Source organism: Vibrio sp. V39_P1S14PM300, assembly GCF_009904765.1.
Lineage (GTDB): Bacteria > Pseudomonadota > Gammaproteobacteria > Enterobacterales > Vibrionaceae > Vibrio > Vibrio proteolyticus.
In genome coordinates, this window is the sequence record NZ_WXWP01000103.1 from 1 (window position 1) to 17,091 (window position 17,091).

The window sequence follows — 17,091 nt, forward strand, 5'->3', positions numbered from 1 at the left end:
TAGACGCGGCAGGAGAGCTAAAGTATCTCAATCAAATTAAGAAAGAATTGGCTGAGCAGTTTGTGAATCCGGAAGAAGATTTTGTTAAGTTTTTTACCGCGAAAGTTTACGACGGTGTTCAGACTGCGAAAGTGAAAGCTCAGTTTAGTGAGCTAATGAAGAAGGCCCTGAAGCAGTTTTTGAGCGATAGTATTAACGCACGCCTAAAATCAGCAATCGGAAACGATGTTAAAGACCCTGACACGAACATAGTTGAAGAACCAATTGACGATAACGACGATAAACCAAAAGTTGTCACCACAGATGAAGAGATAGAGGGCTTCAACGTCGTGAAGGCCATTTTAAGGCAGAAGGTTGAATTGCAGAGAGTTCACCCTAGAGATACGCAAAGTTATTTTGGGATCCTATTAGATGACAACAATAGAAAACCATTATGCCGACTGTGGTTCAATACAAAGCAGAAATACATCGGTATTTTTGATGAATCAAAGAGTGAAACACGTTATCCGATAGAGTGTATCGATGATATTTTTAACTATTCTGAGCAATTGCAAAAAACCTTGGTATTGTATGATTAATTATTGTCGTGCTTGCTGACATCCGATTACATATCTCACAAAATAAACCTGTATTTATATACAGGTTTATTTTTTTGTTTTTATACTATGAAATTTGAGAACAGTTGGGAAAAGTAACGTGTTAAAGCATTTAGAACCGGGTATCCGTGAGTTGGTGGATGGTTTTATTCAAGCGGGGCGGCCATGTGCTTCCAAGTTGACGGTTGAAGAGCGCAGAGTCGGTTATTTGTCGACAGTGAACTTGGCAGGAGCAGGGCCAGTAATGCTTGAGGAGTTTGAAGAAACGCTGGATGGTATTACGGTTAAAGTCTTTCGGCCGAGTGCTGATGCCTCACTGCCAGTAACTGTTTATTTTCATGGAGGCTGTTTTGTGAGTGGCGGTTTCGATACCCATGCTCAGCAACTTCGTTATTTGGCCAGACAAACCAATACGCTGGTGATATGTATCCGTTATCGTTTGGCACCAGAGCATCCGTATCCTGCGGCACATGATGATGTTTACCGTGGCGTGCTGGCCATTCAATCTCAAGGGCGCCGACTGGGTGCTGACACGACTAAAATGGTTTTTGTCGGTGACAGTGCTGGTGGGCTCCTGGCTTTGGTGACCTCCCTGAGGCTAAAAAACAACCACGCCAGTCTCCCTTTGATACAGGTACTGTTGTATCCCATGCTTGATCCTAAAGGACAGAGTCAAAGTTATACGGATAATGGTCAGGACTATATTATTACTGCTCAAATGCTGTTGTCAGGTTTTCAACAATACATTCCAGGTTGTGAGGCTGTTGATGGTCACTCTGAACTGTATCCGCTTGAGCGTAATGATTATGCAGGTTTGCCGCCAACGCATATTGTGACGGCGGAGTTTGATCCACTGCGTGATGAAGGGGAAACTCTCTACAAGCGTTTGCTGGAAAGTGGCGTGAGCGCGAGTTGCGAACGATATTTAGGCGTTATTCATGGTTTTCATCAATTGGCGGCTGTCAGTCCATCGGCTGTGAGATGCCTTGATCAGGTTGCAGCATGTATCCGTCGCAGCGTTGCCGCTTAAATGCCCGGAAGTCAATAGTTAAGTTAAAGATAAGGCATTCGGTATCACCGAATGCCTTTATTTTAAGGGCGGGCACCCACTGGCACCATGATATGAGCGTAAGGTGTGCCTTTCCACATGACGTAAGGACCACCGTTGTTTGGATCGGTTGGCAGAGCGTCGAGCATCGCTTTATCCGGCGTAATGATCATCAAATGTGGGCCTTCGACCACCCATTGATTGTCATCGGTCATACCCTCTGCATACGGATCAACATTGCTGGCACCACCATCACCGGCAAGCATGTAAGAAATCCCAATCGTTTTGGCTTCAAACGGCTTTTTGTTCATCCAGGCGTCAGCCCAGTCCATCCAGGCTGCATCCATACACATGGGTGCTGTGCCGGACAGTTGAGGCGGCGTTGGGAAACAGGTGTAGTTGCTGGTGCCTTGTTGCAATACGTTGTTGTTCCAGTCGACGACCGTCACTTTATCTCTTAACGCAGGGGGAGCTGCACTGAGTGCATCTTTTAAGAGCATATCGGTATCATCAGCGGCGTTGGCGTTCGTAGAAGAACCCGCTAGGATTAATAACGCTGTTGCGATATAAGTGTAGCGTTTCATACTGATATCCTTTTTTGGAGTTATCAGGAAATTGGCGCTGTTAATTATAGTTCAGCTCAAAATAGCCAGTCGGTATATGGTATGGACATTTCTGCTATGTCCAAACCGGGTTGAACAACTCTTGGAGGCGATATGATCATTACTGTCAGTGCGTTAATAGAGAAAGATGTCGATACGGTCTGGAAAGCCTGGAACACGCCGGAAAGCATCTTGAAGTGGAATGCGGCATCCAGTGACTGGCACACCACGGAAAGTGACGTGGACCTGCGAGTTGGCGGCCGTTTTCGTCACCGAATGGAAGCGAAAGACGGCAGTATGGGGTTCGATTTTACAGGAACGTATCAAGTCGTTGAACTTAATCGTTTAATTGAATTTGAAATGGACGACAAACGAAAGGTGGTGGTGCGTTTTGAATCACGCAATGGACAGACTCGCGTGACCGAAGAGTTTGAAGCTGAACAGACGTTTACGCCAGATCAGCAGCAGACCGGTTGGCAGAATATATTGAATGGTTTTAAGGAATACGTAGAACAACATCTGTAATGACGCAGATGTCATGATAAAAGGAATCAGCAATATATGATGTTTAATTGTCCGTTAAGCGCGCAAAAAGCCCAAGAACTGATTGCCCACCTCGGACTGGAATATCAGCATCGAGTCGTGGATATTGGTTGTGGTCAGGGTGAGTTTCTTTTTCAAATCCATCAGAAGACCCAGGCCAACTGCCTTGGGTTAGATATACAGCCAAACGAAATTGCAGTGGCCAATAATAAAGTGGCCCAACATCCAGATGCGGCGATTCGTTTTCTGGCGACGGACGTTAAGTATGCCGAGCTTGAGAGTGGAGCATACAAGCTGGCGGTTTGTCTGGGATCGACTCATGCGTTTGGTGAGGGTGAAATGGCGTACCCGGATGCTCTGACGAACATGGCCGATCTAGTGGGTGAAAATGGTTTGATACTTGTCGGTGAGCCCTACTGGAAACAGGCGCCAGCCAAAGAGTATCTGGATTTCATTGGCGAGCCGGTGGGTGTTTATCGTTCACATGAACAGAACATTCAGGTTGCGGAAGCACTGGGTTTGATCCCTGTGTACGTTCGTTGCAGTCATCAGGATGAATGGGACAGTTTTGAGTGGGGCTTCCGCTACAAAGCCGAGCAAGAAGCTCTGGCAGAGCCAGGCAACAGTGAAAGAAAGCAAAAGCTTGCCTCCGTGCGCGAATGGAACCGACATTACCGCCTGTATGGCAGGGAGACGATGGGATTCGGTTTCTACTTGTATCTGAAGCCTTGACTCAATGAGCCAGCATAATTTGCTGGCTTTTTTATTTTTGCCGTGGTTTTCGCTTTGATGTGTTGTGGTCGCTCGGTTAAGTCACCAAATTTCAGACAGATACGTTTAACTTTCTGAACGTGTCCTACGCTTAGTAAAACAAACAAAAAACACAAGGGAGACTCGAATGCTAACCAGAGAGAACACTGGGCTTGTTGTGGTGGACGTGCAGGGCAAACTGGCGACGTTGGTGGAAGACAGCGACGCTGTGGTAGCGAATATCACCACGCTCGTCAAAGGTGCAAAAACGCTCAAGCTGCCGATTGTCTGGTTGGAACAGAATCCGGAGAAGTTGGGAGCGACGGTCAAGCCCATCGGTGATGCGCTTGACGGGCTCAAGCCAGTCAGCAAATTTACCTTCGATGGCTGCGGCGAACAAAGTTTTCTCAAACAAGTCAAAAAATCGGGTATCCGTTATTGGCTGGTATGCGGAATTGAAACGCACATCTGTGTTTATCAGACGGCGAAAAGCCTTCGAACACTGGGGTTTGGGGTCGAGTTAATCAGCGATTGTGTTTCGTCCAGAACGGCGGCCAATAAACAGGTCGGTGTGAATAAAATGTTGTCGCTTGGCATCGGGATCAGCAGCCTGGAAATGTGCTTATACGAACTGGTTGGTGATTGTCGGGACCCAGTATTCAAGACGATTTTAAAATTGATTAAATAGTCACTTGCCGAATATTCTGACTTCAGGGTAGGCTGATGAAAAGGAAATGACTTGGGAAGTCAGGATGACAAAAAACGTATTTTGGGATGATCCCTACCAAACAGAGTTGACCTCGACCGTGACAAACGTCGACGGCAATACCATTCAACTGGCTGAAACCATTTTTTACGCTGAATCGGGCGGTCAGGAAAGTGATCAGGGGACGATTGGCGGGCTGGACGTATTACGGGCGGAAAAGGTCGGAACGGCGATCATCTACACGCTGTCAGATACGCCACCGTTTGTGTTGGGTGACAGTGTCACCATCTGTGTAAACTGGACTCGACGTTATGCGCTGATGAAGCTTCACTTTGCCGCGGAGCTGGTGTTGGAGTTGTTCAGTCAGAAGTTTCCCCACATAGAAAAAATAGGTGCACATATTGGTCAGGATAAAAGCCGAATTGATTTTGTCTGGCCTACCAGTATTAATAGCTTATTAGACGAAACGACGGCCGCAGCACAGCGGCTGATTGATGCTGATTTGCCCATACAGAGTGCATTTTCAGATGAAGCACAGCAACGCCGCTACTGGCGTGTTGAAGGCTTTGCTCAAGTCCCTTGTGGAGGCACCCATCTTAAACGGACTTCTGAAGTTGGACGAATCCGGCTGAAGCGTAAAAACATCGGAAAAGGCAAAGAACGGGTTGAAATAACTTTGGCGCCGTCACAATAACCGCGTTGCAGTTCGACCAGATGATGAAAAGTGAATACGCTTCCGGCTTCATATCAATGCCTCAATGGAGTTCTGATGGCGCAAACCCGAAACACGGATGTCACGCAGCGTGCGTATGACACCTACTTTTCCTTCAATAATGCCCGAGCCCTATCCACAGCTGTGGCCAGCGAATTGCGCTTGGTTCGCGAAGCCGGCTATGTCGCCTATATTGACCCGACCCGGCGTTATGATAACCAAGTTTTTGTATCCTCGTCACTGGCTGAGATTGAGTTGCAGCAAGCTCTGGAACGTTACGGGCCCGATACCCCGCCAGAAGTGGTCGTTGAGCCTCAGGCTGTGTCAATGACACTATCTAACGCATTGTTTGAGCGGGGTTATTTACCGAGTTTTTCACATCAGTTCCTGTCTTTGTCTCTGGAACAACCGACGCCTTCATACAATCCATCCGTGCGAGTTGAACGCTGGGGTTCAGAAAAGGCCGACGCATTTCTCGATTTGCTCACAACCTCTGGCGCACGTTGTGAACCGGAAGTCTGGGCCCAAAAACGGCACCTGTATTGTTCGGATCAATTCCGCTGCTTCGTCGCGTTCATTGATGAGACACCTTGTGCGTGGGGCACATCATTCATTGCGAAAGAGTGTGCCATTCTGGCCAACGCTTTTACGCAGGAAGCGTTTCGTGCTCGCGGCTGTCAAACAGCATTGCTGCATGCCAGAATCCAAGATGCGCAGCAACTGGGCGTTAAACTGGTATTGACTGATGTACTTGCGGGCTCCGTCAGTGCTGACAACTGTTTCAAAGCCGGGTTTTCGACCGACACAATCCGCACGGTATGGGAAAAACGCTGACCTCCCTTAGGCAGTGAAAAAAAGAGGTTTTCACTGTCTTTTCTCCCGTCTCTCATCTGGTTGTGTTTGTCGATTTTCTCAACGCGACTAGCTGCCAGGCAACCTGTTCTATCTCTATCACCTCGTTGCCCTAGTTTGGTGAGTGGTGAATCTTTTATATGCATGTGGTTACCCAAAAGAGGGCGCCGTGGCATGTTCTTAGCCACACTTCTCTAAAATAGTGAAAACCCATAGGAAATTGCACCAATATGCAGCGTGTCCCGATGCGTGGGGTTTTCTGTGCGCTCACGAGACACTTCTAACTTCATGTAATTAATCAAGTAATTTTTATTTCTGCCCAATGTTCTGCTCTGGCATTTTTCTTGATGATGATAGTTTGAATAACTATTCACAATAAGGAGATATCCAACATGAACATGATGTTCAAATTAAAACTTGCGGCGATCGGGGCATCGCTGATGATGGGCACTACTCAGGCTCAGGCTCAGGCTCAGGCTCAGGCAGACGAGACGATTAAGGTCGGCGTTCTGCATTCTCTGTCCGGGACAATGGCGATCAGCGAAACCACCTTGAAAGATACCATTTTAATGCTGGTCGACGAACAGAACAAAAAGGGCGGGTTACTGGGGAAAAAGCTGGAAGCAGTAGTGGTCGATCCTGCATCTAACTGGCCATTATTCGCGGAAAAAGCACGAGAACTTCTGGAAAAAGATAAGGTTGATGTGGTGTTTGGTGGGTGGACATCTGTGTCGCGTAAATCCATGTTGCCCGTTTTTGAAGAGCTCAACGGGATTTTGTTTTATCCGGTTCAGTATGAAGGCGAAGAGTCGTCGAAGAATGTGTTTTACACCGGCGCTGCGCCTAATCAACAAGCGATTCCAGCGGTTGACTATCTGATGAACGAACTGGGCGTTGAGCGTTGGGTTCTGGCTGGTACCGACTACGTGTATCCGCGCACCACCAATAAGATTCTGGACGCTTACCTGAAAGACCGTGGCGTGAGTGAATCTGACATCATGATCAACTACACCCCATTTGGGCATTCAGATTGGCAATCGATCGTGTCAGAGATTAAAAAGTTTGGCTCGCAAGGGAAGAAAACCGCGGTTGTGTCAACCATCAATGGCGATGCCAATGTGCCTTTCTACAAAGAGCTTGGTGCTCAGGGCGTCAGCTCTGAAGATATCCCGGTTGTTGCGTTCTCCGTGGGTGAAGAGGAACTGTCCGGGATGGACACCTCGGCATTGGTGGGTCATCTCGCGGCCTGGAACTACTTTATGAGTCTGGATACAAGCGACAACGCTGAGTTTGTTAACGCCTGGCATAAGTTTATCAAGAGCCAGAAACGCGTCACCAATGATCCTATGGAAGCGCACTATATCGGTTTCAATATGTGGGCTCAGGCGGTCACGAATGCCGGCACCACTGAACCAGAAGCCGTTCAGGATGCCTTGATTGGTATTTCGGTGCCGAATTTGTCCGGTGGCTACTCCACGATGATGCCCAACCACCATATTACCAAACCGGTTTTGATCGGCGAAATTCAGGACGATGGCCAGTTTGAAGTGGTTTGGGAAACCAAAGGGTTAGTCGCGGGCGATGCCTGGTCTGACTATCTTCCGGAATCTGCGAAGCTGTTTTCCAGCTGGGCAAAACCGTTTTCATGCGGCGCCTTTAATGTCGATACCAAAAAGTGCTCAGGCATTAACTGAGAAACACTTTGGCACCTTGGGATTAAGGGTTCCCAAGGTGCTGTATTTTCATTGCCGGGCGCCAGTTAGCATTAGCCGGTGCCCACCGAAAGGACGCATTTATGACAATGATAACCAGAGCGTTCAGTACGGTGCTACTTCTTTTGTGGGGATTGAACGTTGCATTGGCTGACACGAACGATGAGATTGAGTTTAACCGCGTGCAGTTTTCACAAGCGCTGCAAGGCAGAGATACCAGCCTTAAGCTGAGTGCCATGGCTTGGTTAGCACAGCACCAGCCTGAACGGGCAGCCAAATCGATTTTGACCGCTTGGTTGAATGGCAACTTGTATGTTGATAAGACGAAGCCAGACGCCTTGTATATTTTGGATGGTGCGACGACAGCGCAGCAAGCCATGCTTGCCTGGAGTGGCGAGAGCGCTTCGTTACCCAGCCAGGACACGATAACAAAGCTCAGGGTCAATAATAAGCTGCGTGGTGCGATTCGCTCAGAATTGGCCACACTCAGGCTCAACAGCCCTCTGGCGGAAGTACGCACGTCGGCCGTCACGGAACTGCTTGGCACGAGCGAGCCACAAGTACTGACGCAACTGGAAGCGCGTCAGAGCAAAGAACGTGATGCGCAGGTTCAATCGCTGCTGACACTGGCACTGACTATCCCGCAGGCTTTGGATGTGCAGGGCACACAACGCATCGAAGCGATTCAACGTTTGTCTGAGTACAAGCACGCCGTCGTGCTGAAAACGCTCAATCAGATTATTGCCTCTGATGCCGATGCTGATGTGTTGACGGCAGCAGAGCGTAGCCTGGCCGATTACAAGCAGAGTCAACGTTTTTACTCGGGCGTTGAGACGGTCTTTTTCGGACTCAGCCTCGGTTCAGTCTTGGTGTTGGCGGGCATTGGTCTGGCTATCACATTTGGAGTGATGGGAGTGATTAACATGGCTCATGGTGAGCTGATCATGATTGGCGCATACACCACGTACGTGATGCAAGAATTACTGCCGAATCATATTGGCCTGGCCGTTGTCCTTTCTGTTCCTGTTGCGTTTGTTGTGTCTGGCGCTGTCGGTATCGTGATTGAGCGCAGTGTGATTCGACACCTGTATGGTCGTCCACTGGAAACCTTGTTGGCGACGTTCGGCATTAGCCTGATCCTGCAACAGGCGGTACGATCGATTTTCTCTCCGTTGAATCGCTCTGTGAGCACACCAGACTGGATGACTGGTGCGCTTGAAATCAACCCGATGCTGTCACTGACATACAACCGTTTGTACATCGTGTTGTTCTGTGCATTGGTCTTTGCCGGTTTGGTGATGGTGCTGAAGAAAACACCGCTGGGATTACAGGTCCGCGCAGTCTCACAAAACCGCTCGATGGCTCGCGCCATGGGCATTCGTTCCCAACGTGTGGACGCATTAACGTTCGGTCTTGGCTCCGGAGTGGCGGGCATCGCGGGCGTTGCGTTATCACAGTTGACCAATGTCGGACCCAACATGGGTCAGGCATACATCATCGACTCGTTCATGGTGGTGGTCTTCGGCGGCGTCGGTAATTTGTGGGGTACGCTGGTGGCTGGTTTGAGCCTCGGCATGTTCAATAAAGTGCTTGAGCCTTGGGCTGGTGCAGTGCTGGCAAAAATTATGGTGCTGGTTTTCATCATCTTGTTCATTCAAAAACGTCCGCGCGGCCTGTTTCCACAGCGTGGGCGTGCGGCAGAAAGCTAAGGAGAGCGAATGCAGTCGAAATCTTTTGTGCTGTCGGCCATGCGAGGTGACAGAGGAGGGCAGTTGACCATGCTAGCTCTGTTGCTGGCGGTGATTCTGGTGCCATTGGGAAATATTTTGCTACCTGCCGGGCACCCTTTGCATGTGGAGACATTTACGGTGTCTCTACTGGGTAAGTACCTCAGTTATGCCATGCTCGCGCTGGCTGTCGATTTGGTATGGGGATATCTGGGCATTTTGAGTCTCGGACATGGCGCGTTTTTCGCGCTTGGCGGCTATGTGATGGGGATGTACCTGATGCGCCAAATCGGTGACCGAGGCGTCTACGGAAATCCGGTGTTACCCGATTTTATGGTGTTTCTTAACTGGCAGGAGTTGCCTTGGTTCTGGCAGGGGGTCGATCAGTTCTGGTTTGCCTGTCTGATGATTGTATTGGTGCCGGGAGTGTTGGCGTTCATCTTTGGCTACCTGGCGTTTCGTTCCAGAGTCTCAGGGGTTTACCTGTCGATCATCACTCAGGCGCTGACTTATGCGCTGATGCTGGCATTTTTCCGCAATGAAATGGGATTTGGCGGCAACAATGGCCTTACGGATTTTAAAGATATTCTGGGGTTCAGTTTGCAGGCAGACGGCACTCGTTTGGCGCTGTTCATTGTCACGGCAATCGCGTTGATGTTCAGTTATGTGCTGTGCCGTAGTGTGGTCAGCAGTCGTTTGGGACGAGTGGCACTGGCGATTCGTGACACCGAGTCTCGGACTCGTTTTATGGGGTATAACGTCGACGGCATCAAATTGTGGATTTTTGCCTTGTCTGCGGTGATCGCCGGAGTTGCTGGTGCGCTGTACGTGCCTCAGGTCGGCATTATTAATCCGGGTGAATTTGCACCTTTAAACTCAATTGAAGTTGTGGTCTGGGTTGCGCTTGGCGGACGGGCGACCTTGTTTGGTGCCATTGTCGGAGCACTGGTGATCAACTACGCCAAAAGCTGGTTTACGGTGGAGTTCCCTGAAGTATGGCTGTTCGCACTGGGAGGTATGTTTGTGCTGGCGACCATGTACTTCCCGAAAGGGTTAATGGGGTTTGTTGCTGATACAGTGTCCGCGCGGCGACCTCCGAGTCCCCCCACTCAGCAAGCTGACTCAACCAAGGAGGCCGTGGTATGACAACATTCGAACGAGCCATATTGTTCAAGGAGTCTGCGGCCGAGTTTACCCGTCGCGACGAAGTATTTTCATTCCTCAAATCCGATCAGCATCCGTTAGTCGATACCCGGCACAACATCGTTTTGTACGTTGAGGGTGTAAACAAAAGCTTTGATGGATTCAAGGCGATAAATGATCTCAATCTCTATATTCGTGAAGGTGAGTTACGCTGTATTATCGGCCCTAACGGGGCCGGAAAAACGACCATGATGGACATCATTACCGGTAAAACCAAACCTGATTCGGGTCAGGTGTGGCTGGGTTCAAATATCAACTTGCTGAAGATGAACGAGTCGCAGATTGCCAACGCAGGGATCGGCCGTAAGTTTCAAAAACCGACGGTCATTGAATGCCTGACGGTGTGGCAAAACCTCGAGCTTGCGATGTTAGGAGTACGTGGTGTGTGGGGAACATACCGCGCGCGTATGAGCGCAGAACAACAAGACAAACTGGAATCGGTGCTCGAACTGATCCATCTTCAGGACTGTTCAGGCTTGTCATCGGGCAACCTATCACATGGCCAGAAACAGTGGCTAGAAATTGGCATGTTGCTGATGCAAAGCCCCAAACTGCTACTCATTGATGAGCCCGTGGCTGGCATGACACATCAGGAAATGGATCGAACCTCCGAGCTGCTGAATTCGCTGGCAGGCAAGCATTCCGTTGTGGTGGTCGAACACGACATGGACTTCGTGCGCTCTATTGCCAGCCATGTCACTGTGCTCCACCAGGGACATGTGCTGGCAGAGGGCAGCATGGATCAGGTTCAGGCTCATCCGCAAGTCAAACAAGTCTATTTAGGGGAATAAGGATGTTGCAGATAAACGGGCTTAATCAGTTTTATGGTGAGAGTCACACCTTATGGGATCTTGATATGCACATACCACAAGGCCAGTGCACGGTATTGATGGGGCGAAACGGTGTCGGTAAAACCACGCTGTTGCAATGCATTATGGGGTTACTCAACGTGCACAGCGGCGAAATAACCCTCAACGGCCAGTCCTTGATAAATCAACAAGCTGAAACCCGGCCCCGGTTAGGGATTGGTTATGTGCCTCAGGGACGGCAGATTTTTCCCATGTTGACGGTTCAGGAAAACCTGGAGGTGGGCTTACCGATACGAGCTAAAGGAGACCGCCAGATCCCGGCATTCATCTTCGAGCTGTTTCCCGTGTTGCAAGAAATGCTTCATCGCCGGGGCGGAGACTTGTCCGGAGGCCAACAGCAGCAACTGGCGATCGGCCGGGCGTTGGTGGTTAATCCGTCGCTATTGATCCTTGATGAACCCACGGAGGGCATCCAGCCCAATATTGTGCAGGAGATTGGCGACATCATTCGAATGCTCAACCAAAAAATGGGATTAACCGTATTGTTGGTTGAACAAAAGCTGCCGTTTGCACGAAAAGTGGGCGATCGATTTTGTATTTTGGACCGCGGACGACAGGTTGCGCAGGGCGACATGGACAAACTCAGCGAGCAACTGATTGAGGAGTATCTGACCGTATGATGTGTGATCCTGCCGTAGCGTTTGGGTTTGAACAGTCGAACACCCCATTGCAACAACAGATTGAAGCGCATGCTGATCAAGGGTGGCAGGCTAAGCTGTCACTCCGTTTTCAGGATCGCGGTGACAAAACCGTGATTCGCGAGCGAGCGCAACAAGGTCCGTTAGCCATTCAACGACCGCTCTATCCTGAAGGAAACGTATGTCATACCTATCTGTTGCACCCGCCCGGAGGCGTCGTGGGTGGGGATGGATTGCACATTACTGCGGATGTTGGAACCGGGGCCAAGGTTCTGGTCACCACGCCCGGCGCCACCAAGTTTTATCGCTCTCAGCAGCGCTTTGCACGTCAGCAGCAAGTGTTGCGTGTTGCCGCCGGCGCACGGCTGGAATGGTTGCCACAAGAGAACATTTTTTTCCCGGATGCGCACGTCCGTTTAGATACCCAGATCCACCTCGAAGAAAATGCACAATTTTTGGGCTGGGAGATGCACTGTTTTGGTCGCCCCGCACTAAATGAGGGATTTCTGAGCGGGCATTTAGTCGGGAAAACAGAGGTTTACCTGGACGGTCGCCGTCTGCTGACCGAAGGGTTAAATGTGAGGGGTGGTGATAACCTAATGATAAATAAAGGCCTTTTAGGGTTTTCTATGGCTGCGACCCTGTATATCAGTACCGATGATGAAAAGTTGGCTCAGTTGGTACAGAGCTTGCTCTCTAACATACAGAACGAATTCGGCACAAAGCAGATCGTGATTGCTGCGACTCAGATTGAAAACTTAATTGTCGTTCGCGCATTAGCGCAATGGAGTGAAGTGGTCCTAAACAGTTTTCAACGGGTGTGGCAGTTGGTGAGAACGCACTGGACAGGGGAGTGTCCGGACGCACCGAGAATCTGGGCTACCTGACAACAAATGGAAAACGCAACATGGAATTGTCGCCAAGAGAAAAAGACAAGTTACTGATTTTTTGTGCCGGTTTGCTGGCACAGCAACGCAAACAAAAAGGGCTCAGACTCAACTACCCCGAATCGGTGGCCTACATCAGTAGCGCTATTTTGGAAGGTGCGCGAGAAGGCCGCAGTGTGGCCGAGCTCATGGATTATGGTCGCACGCTATTGACGGTTGAGGATGTCATGGATGGGGTGGCCTCTATGATTCCGGATGTACAGGTTGAAGCCACGTTTCCGGATGGAACGAAGCTGGTTACGGTGCACGAGCCGATTGTATAGGAGCCAAGATGGCGGGATCGAACACAAAACAAGTCGGGCTTATTCCCGGGCAATTAGACAGTGCGGCGGGCGATATTGAATTGAACGCCGGACGCGAGACATTACGCATTAAAGTAGAAAACACGGGCGATCGCCCGGTGCAGATCGGCTCCCACTACCACTTTTATGAGGTCAACGATGCACTGATGTTTGATCGTCAGAAAACACTAGGCTTCAGGCTGAATATCCCGGCTGGGACAGCAACCCGCTTTGAGCCCGGACAGTCTCGAACCGTGGAATTAGTCACCTATGCCGGAGACAGGCAGGTCTTCGGTTTTCAGGGCAAAGTCATGGGGCCATTGAGTTAGCCCGACCAAATAATAACAAGGACAGAAAATGGCTAGGATTTCCAGACAGGCATACGCCGAAATGTTCGGTCCGACCGTGGGAGACCGTTTGCGACTCGCGGATACGGAGTTATGGCTGGAAGTAGAGAGGGACTTCACTGTGTATGGCGATGAAGTCAAATTTGGTGGTGGTAAGGTCATTCGCGATGGCATGGGACAGAGCCAGCGCACGAGCGCAGACACGCCGGATCTGGTGATCACTAACGCTGTGATCCTCGACTATTGGGGAATCGTGAAAGCGGATGTGGCGATCAAGCAGGGTCGAATTCAGGCGATAGGTAAGGCTGGCAATCCGGATATTCAACCGGGCGTGACCATTGTTATAGGTCCCGGAACAGAGATCTTGGCGGGGGAAGGCGCGATACTGACAGCTGGTGGTATTGATTCACATATCCATTTCATTTGTCCTCAGCAAATTGAAGAAGCACTGGCGTCAGGTGTAACGACCATGATTGGCGGCGGTACCGGGCCCAATACGGGAACGAACGCCACCACTTGTACACCAGGGCCTTGGAATATGCACCGTATGTTGGAAGCGCTGGACGGTTTCCCGATGAATTTTGGTCTGCTTGGCAAAGGGAACGCCAGTCGGCCCGAGGCACTGCGTGAGCAAGTCGCCGCAGGTGCAGTCGGCCTCAAGCTTCACGAAGACTGGGGAACCACACCCGCTTCGATTGATACTTGTTTAACGGTGGCCGATGAGATGGACGTCCAGGTCGCAATTCACACCGATACGCTCAATGAATCAGGGTTTGTGGAATCAACCCTTGGCGCCATTGGTGACCGGGTGATCCATACCTATCACACGGAAGGCGCCGGTGGAGGACACGCACCGGACATCATCAAAGCCGCGGGTGTCGCTAATGTTTTGCCGTCTTCCACCAATCCGACCCGGCCTTACACTATCAATACCGTGGACGAACATCTGGACATGTTGATGGTGTGTCATCACCTTTCGCCATCGATTGCGGAAGATGTGGCTTTTGCCGAGTCACGCATTCGCCGGGAAACCATCGCTGCGGAGGATATTTTGCATGATCTCGGCGCGTTCTCGATGATTGCCTCGGATTCTCAGGCCATGGGACGCGTCGGAGAAGTGATCACCCGCACCTGGCAAACCGCGCACAAGATGAAAGTACAACGTGGCAGCCTTAAAGAAGACTCCAGCTACAGTGATAACTTTCGCCTGAAACGTTACGTTGCCAAATACACCATTAATCCTGCGATCACTCACGGCATGGCCCATGAAATCGGGTCGGTGGAAGTCGGAAAACTGGCGGATCTGGTGCTTTGGAAACCGGCCTTCTTTGGTGTGAAGCCAAGTGTGATCCTCAAAGGAGGCATGATAGCGATGGCACCAATGGGAGACCCGAATGCTTCGATCCCGACGCCTCAGCCAGTGCACTATCGTTCGATGTTCGGTAGCTATGGTAAGGCTGCGTGTAACACTTCAATGCTATTTGTCTCTCAGGCCGCTCAGCAAGCGGGGATAGCACAGCAGCTCGAACTGAACAGCCAGATTGGCGTAGTTCGTCATTGCCGTGATATCAGCAAGGCCGACATGAAACTCAATGACTGGCAACCGAACATAGAGGTGGACTCACAGACGTATCAGGTTAGAGCCGATGGTGAGCTGCTGATTTGTGAGCCAGCCGATGTTCTGCCGATGGCCCAACGTTACTTTTTATTCTAACCCTCATCAAAACAACGTGAACACGCTCGCCATCTGTGTCGGTGGCGATGCTCTGTCAGCGTCGGAGCAAGGAACAATCATGATAGAACTCAATGAAATCAGCATGGACATTACGTTAAAGCCACACACTTTTCTCAGCCTGCCTATCGACGGCAGGATCAAAAGCCGTCTGAAAGTAGTCCTGGATGATGGCCGTGATGCCGGGCTGTTTCTCCCCCGGGGGCACATACTGCGCGGCGGGCAACAGTTAAAAAGCCCTTGTGGGGTCGTGGTGGAAATCAAGGCTGCACCCGAGCAGGTCTCGACGGTGTACTGCAATGACTTGCATCTGCTGACGCGGGTTGCTTACCACCTGGGGAACCGCCATGTGCCTTTGCAGATCGAGTTTGGTTGGGTGCGCTATCAGCATGACCATGTGTTGGACGATATGGTCACGGGGCTGGGCGCGAAAGTCACCACAGAAATGGCCCCGTTTGAGCCGGAAAATGGCGCGTACGGTGGTCGCTCAGGCGGGCATCACCATCACTGATGGTACTTCCCTCAATAATTACACGAAACGGAAAAGGATATTCGTATGAAAAAATTCAGCTTGGCTCTCGGCACTTTGTTACTGTCCACAACCCCCGCATGGGCGCATCCTGGGCATGAAACGGCCTCATTTTCCAGTGGGCTCACTCACCCGGTGACCGGCTTTGACCATTTGATCATGTTGATTGCGTTCGGCATTTTGGTGGCGTGTCTGAATGTGAGCGTCAAACGTCAAGTATTGCTCATCGGTGCAGCGTTATTGTCAATGGCCTCGGGTTTGTTGGCAGGCAAATGGTTTGGTTTTATCTCTGGCGTTGAACTTGCCATCGCGGCATCCCTGTTTGTGGTCAGTGGTGCTATCTGGCAAGCGTTTTCAGCATCGCAAAACACCTTACGTCTTGCGGTCAGTTTGTGTGTCGGACTGATCTTTTTCCACGGTTATGCGCACGGTGTGGAAGCGCAAGGAGCGGTTAGTCACTTTGGGCTGGGAATGCTGCTCAGCGCGTGCGCTCTGATGGTACTTGGTATTCAGTTTGGTCGAGCCTTTCGCAGCCCATGGTTGTCTCTGGGTGTTGTTTCAGTCAGTGCGCTGGTCGTGGTGTAACCACTGATGTATCTCGATGAGACGCACAACCCTGTCGCCGTCTACCGCTTGTTTCAACTGATCAGCCCTTCGTTGCCGATTGGTGGTTTTACCTACTCACAAGGTTTGGAATGGGCGGTTGAAGCGGGCTGGGTTAGTGACAGAGTCTCAATGCAGGATTGGCTGGCGAACCAGTTGTTTAACAGTGTTGCCACACTTGAGTTGCCTTTAATTGATCGTTTTTACGCCGCGATTCAAGCGCAGGATGAAGCGAGCCTCGAATATTATAGCGCGCTGATCTACAGCAGCCGGGAAACCAAAGAGCTTCGGGCGGAAGAGCGGCAGCGAGGGCACGCGTTAATCACCCTACTCAGACAGTTAGGCATTGGAGTTGAGCGCTACTCAAAGCGGGCGATGGAGAGCAATCAATTACTCGGATTGTGTGTCTCTGGTATCGAATGGGGAATTCCGGCGTCGGCATTGAAACAGGGCTATCTGTGGAGCTGGGCAGAGAATCTGGTCATGGCGGGCGTTAAGTTAGTGCCACTGGGGCAGACCGATGGACAGAAAACGCTGATGCATTTAAGTGATTTATTTACATCGGCATTGGAGCAGGCGGCAGCCACAGAAGACTGGATGATCGGCAGTTTTACCCCTTCGGTGTCGATTGCCAGTAGTTTGCACGAAACACAATATACGCGCTTATTTCGCTCATAAGCCACAAGATCACAAG

General features: G+C 50.4%; 19 protein-coding genes and 1 pseudogene. 19 read left to right on the forward strand and 1 reads right to left on the reverse strand.

Annotated elements, in window-relative coordinates; all coding sequences use genetic code 11:
* Both CAG65_RS04900 and CAG65_RS04905 read left to right on the forward strand, forming a co-directional pair.
* A pseudogene (locus tag CAG65_RS04900) lies at positions 1-578 on the forward strand (restriction endonuclease); the annotation flags it as partial.
* 118 nt (positions 579-696) lie between these two features.
* Positions 697-1,626, forward strand: coding sequence for an alpha/beta hydrolase fold domain-containing protein (locus CAG65_RS04905; protein WP_161452566.1), 930 nt, complete (start codon positions 697-699; stop codon positions 1,624-1,626).
* Between the two features lie 62 nt (positions 1,627-1,688).
* On the opposite strand, the gene CAG65_RS04910 is transcribed toward CAG65_RS04905, so the two are convergent.
* Positions 1,689-2,228: a hypothetical protein gene (locus CAG65_RS04910; protein ID WP_161447638.1), complete on the reverse strand. Its 540-nt coding sequence runs from the start codon at positions 2,226-2,228 to the stop codon at positions 1,689-1,691.
* A gap of 132 nt (positions 2,229-2,360) precedes the next feature.
* Here CAG65_RS04910 and CAG65_RS04915 point away from each other — a divergent pair, with 132 nt between their 5' ends.
* The 17 genes from CAG65_RS04915 (at position 2,361) to CAG65_RS04995 (ending at position 17,075) form a co-directional block, all read left to right on the forward strand.
* A complete protein-coding gene (locus tag CAG65_RS04915; RefSeq protein WP_161452568.1) occupies positions 2,361-2,771 on the forward strand; it encodes an SRPBCC domain-containing protein in 411 nt (136 codons plus the stop codon).
* Positions 2,772-2,807: 36 nt separating this feature from the next.
* Complete coding sequence (locus tag CAG65_RS04920; protein WP_161452570.1) at positions 2,808-3,521, forward strand: SAM-dependent methyltransferase; 714 nt, start codon at positions 2,808-2,810, stop codon at positions 3,519-3,521.
* A 166-nt stretch (positions 3,522-3,687) separates the two neighbouring features.
* A complete protein-coding gene (locus CAG65_RS04925; protein ID WP_161452572.1) occupies positions 3,688-4,227 on the forward strand; it encodes an isochorismatase family protein in 540 nt (179 codons plus the stop codon).
* 64 nt (positions 4,228-4,291) lie between these two features.
* On the forward strand, positions 4,292-4,939 hold the full coding sequence (locus CAG65_RS04930) for an alanyl-tRNA editing protein (RefSeq protein ID WP_161452574.1): 648 nt from the start codon (positions 4,292-4,294) through the stop codon (positions 4,937-4,939).
* Between the two features lie 75 nt (positions 4,940-5,014).
* Positions 5,015-5,791, forward strand: a complete 777-nt coding sequence (locus tag CAG65_RS04935; RefSeq protein ID WP_161452576.1) for a GNAT family N-acetyltransferase — start codon at positions 5,015-5,017, stop codon at positions 5,789-5,791.
* 410 nt (positions 5,792-6,201) lie between these two features.
* Positions 6,202-7,503, forward strand: a complete 1,302-nt coding sequence (gene urtA / locus CAG65_RS04940; RefSeq protein ID WP_161452578.1) for an urea ABC transporter substrate-binding protein — start codon at positions 6,202-6,204, stop codon at positions 7,501-7,503.
* A gap of 101 nt (positions 7,504-7,604) precedes the next feature.
* On the forward strand, positions 7,605-9,230 hold the full coding sequence (gene urtB / locus CAG65_RS04945) for an urea ABC transporter permease subunit UrtB (protein ID WP_161452580.1): 1,626 nt from the start codon (positions 7,605-7,607) through the stop codon (positions 9,228-9,230).
* A gap of 9 nt (positions 9,231-9,239) precedes the next feature.
* On the forward strand, positions 9,240-10,394 hold the full coding sequence (gene urtC / locus CAG65_RS04950; RefSeq protein ID WP_161452583.1) for an urea ABC transporter permease subunit UrtC: 1,155 nt from the start codon (positions 9,240-9,242) through the stop codon (positions 10,392-10,394).
* Complete coding sequence (urtD, locus tag CAG65_RS04955) at positions 10,391-11,242, forward strand: urea ABC transporter ATP-binding protein UrtD (protein ID WP_161452584.1); 852 nt, start codon at positions 10,391-10,393, stop codon at positions 11,240-11,242. Before urtC ends, urtD begins: the two co-directional genes overlap by 4 nt.
* Positions 11,243-11,244: 2 nt before the next feature.
* Positions 11,245-11,940, forward strand: coding sequence for an urea ABC transporter ATP-binding subunit UrtE (urtE, locus tag CAG65_RS04960; RefSeq protein WP_021703532.1), 696 nt, complete (start codon positions 11,245-11,247; stop codon positions 11,938-11,940).
* Positions 11,937-12,845, forward strand: coding sequence for an urease accessory protein UreD (locus tag CAG65_RS04965; RefSeq protein WP_161452587.1), 909 nt, complete (start codon positions 11,937-11,939; stop codon positions 12,843-12,845). Before urtE ends, CAG65_RS04965 begins: the two co-directional genes overlap by 4 nt.
* A gap of 20 nt (positions 12,846-12,865) precedes the next feature.
* Entirely contained in the window at positions 12,866-13,168 is a 303-nt protein-coding gene (gene ureA / locus CAG65_RS04970) for an urease subunit gamma (protein WP_021703530.1), read from the forward strand.
* An 8-nt stretch (positions 13,169-13,176) separates the two neighbouring features.
* On the forward strand, positions 13,177-13,515 hold the full coding sequence (locus CAG65_RS04975; protein ID WP_021703529.1) for an urease subunit beta: 339 nt from the start codon (positions 13,177-13,179) through the stop codon (positions 13,513-13,515).
* Between the two features lie 28 nt (positions 13,516-13,543).
* Positions 13,544-15,247, forward strand: coding sequence for an urease subunit alpha (ureC, locus tag CAG65_RS04980; RefSeq protein WP_021703528.1), 1,704 nt, complete (start codon positions 13,544-13,546; stop codon positions 15,245-15,247).
* Positions 15,248-15,326: 79 nt separating this feature from the next.
* Positions 15,327-15,776: an urease accessory protein UreE gene (gene ureE, locus CAG65_RS04985; protein WP_161452589.1), complete on the forward strand. Its 450-nt coding sequence runs from the start codon at positions 15,327-15,329 to the stop codon at positions 15,774-15,776.
* 45 nt (positions 15,777-15,821) lie between these two features.
* Complete coding sequence (locus CAG65_RS04990) at positions 15,822-16,379, forward strand: HupE/UreJ family protein (protein ID WP_021703526.1); 558 nt, start codon at positions 15,822-15,824, stop codon at positions 16,377-16,379.
* 6 nt (positions 16,380-16,385) lie between these two features.
* Entirely contained in the window at positions 16,386-17,075 is a 690-nt protein-coding gene (locus tag CAG65_RS04995) for an urease accessory protein UreF (protein WP_161452591.1), read from the forward strand.
* Positions 17,076-17,091: the final 16 nt, after the last annotated feature.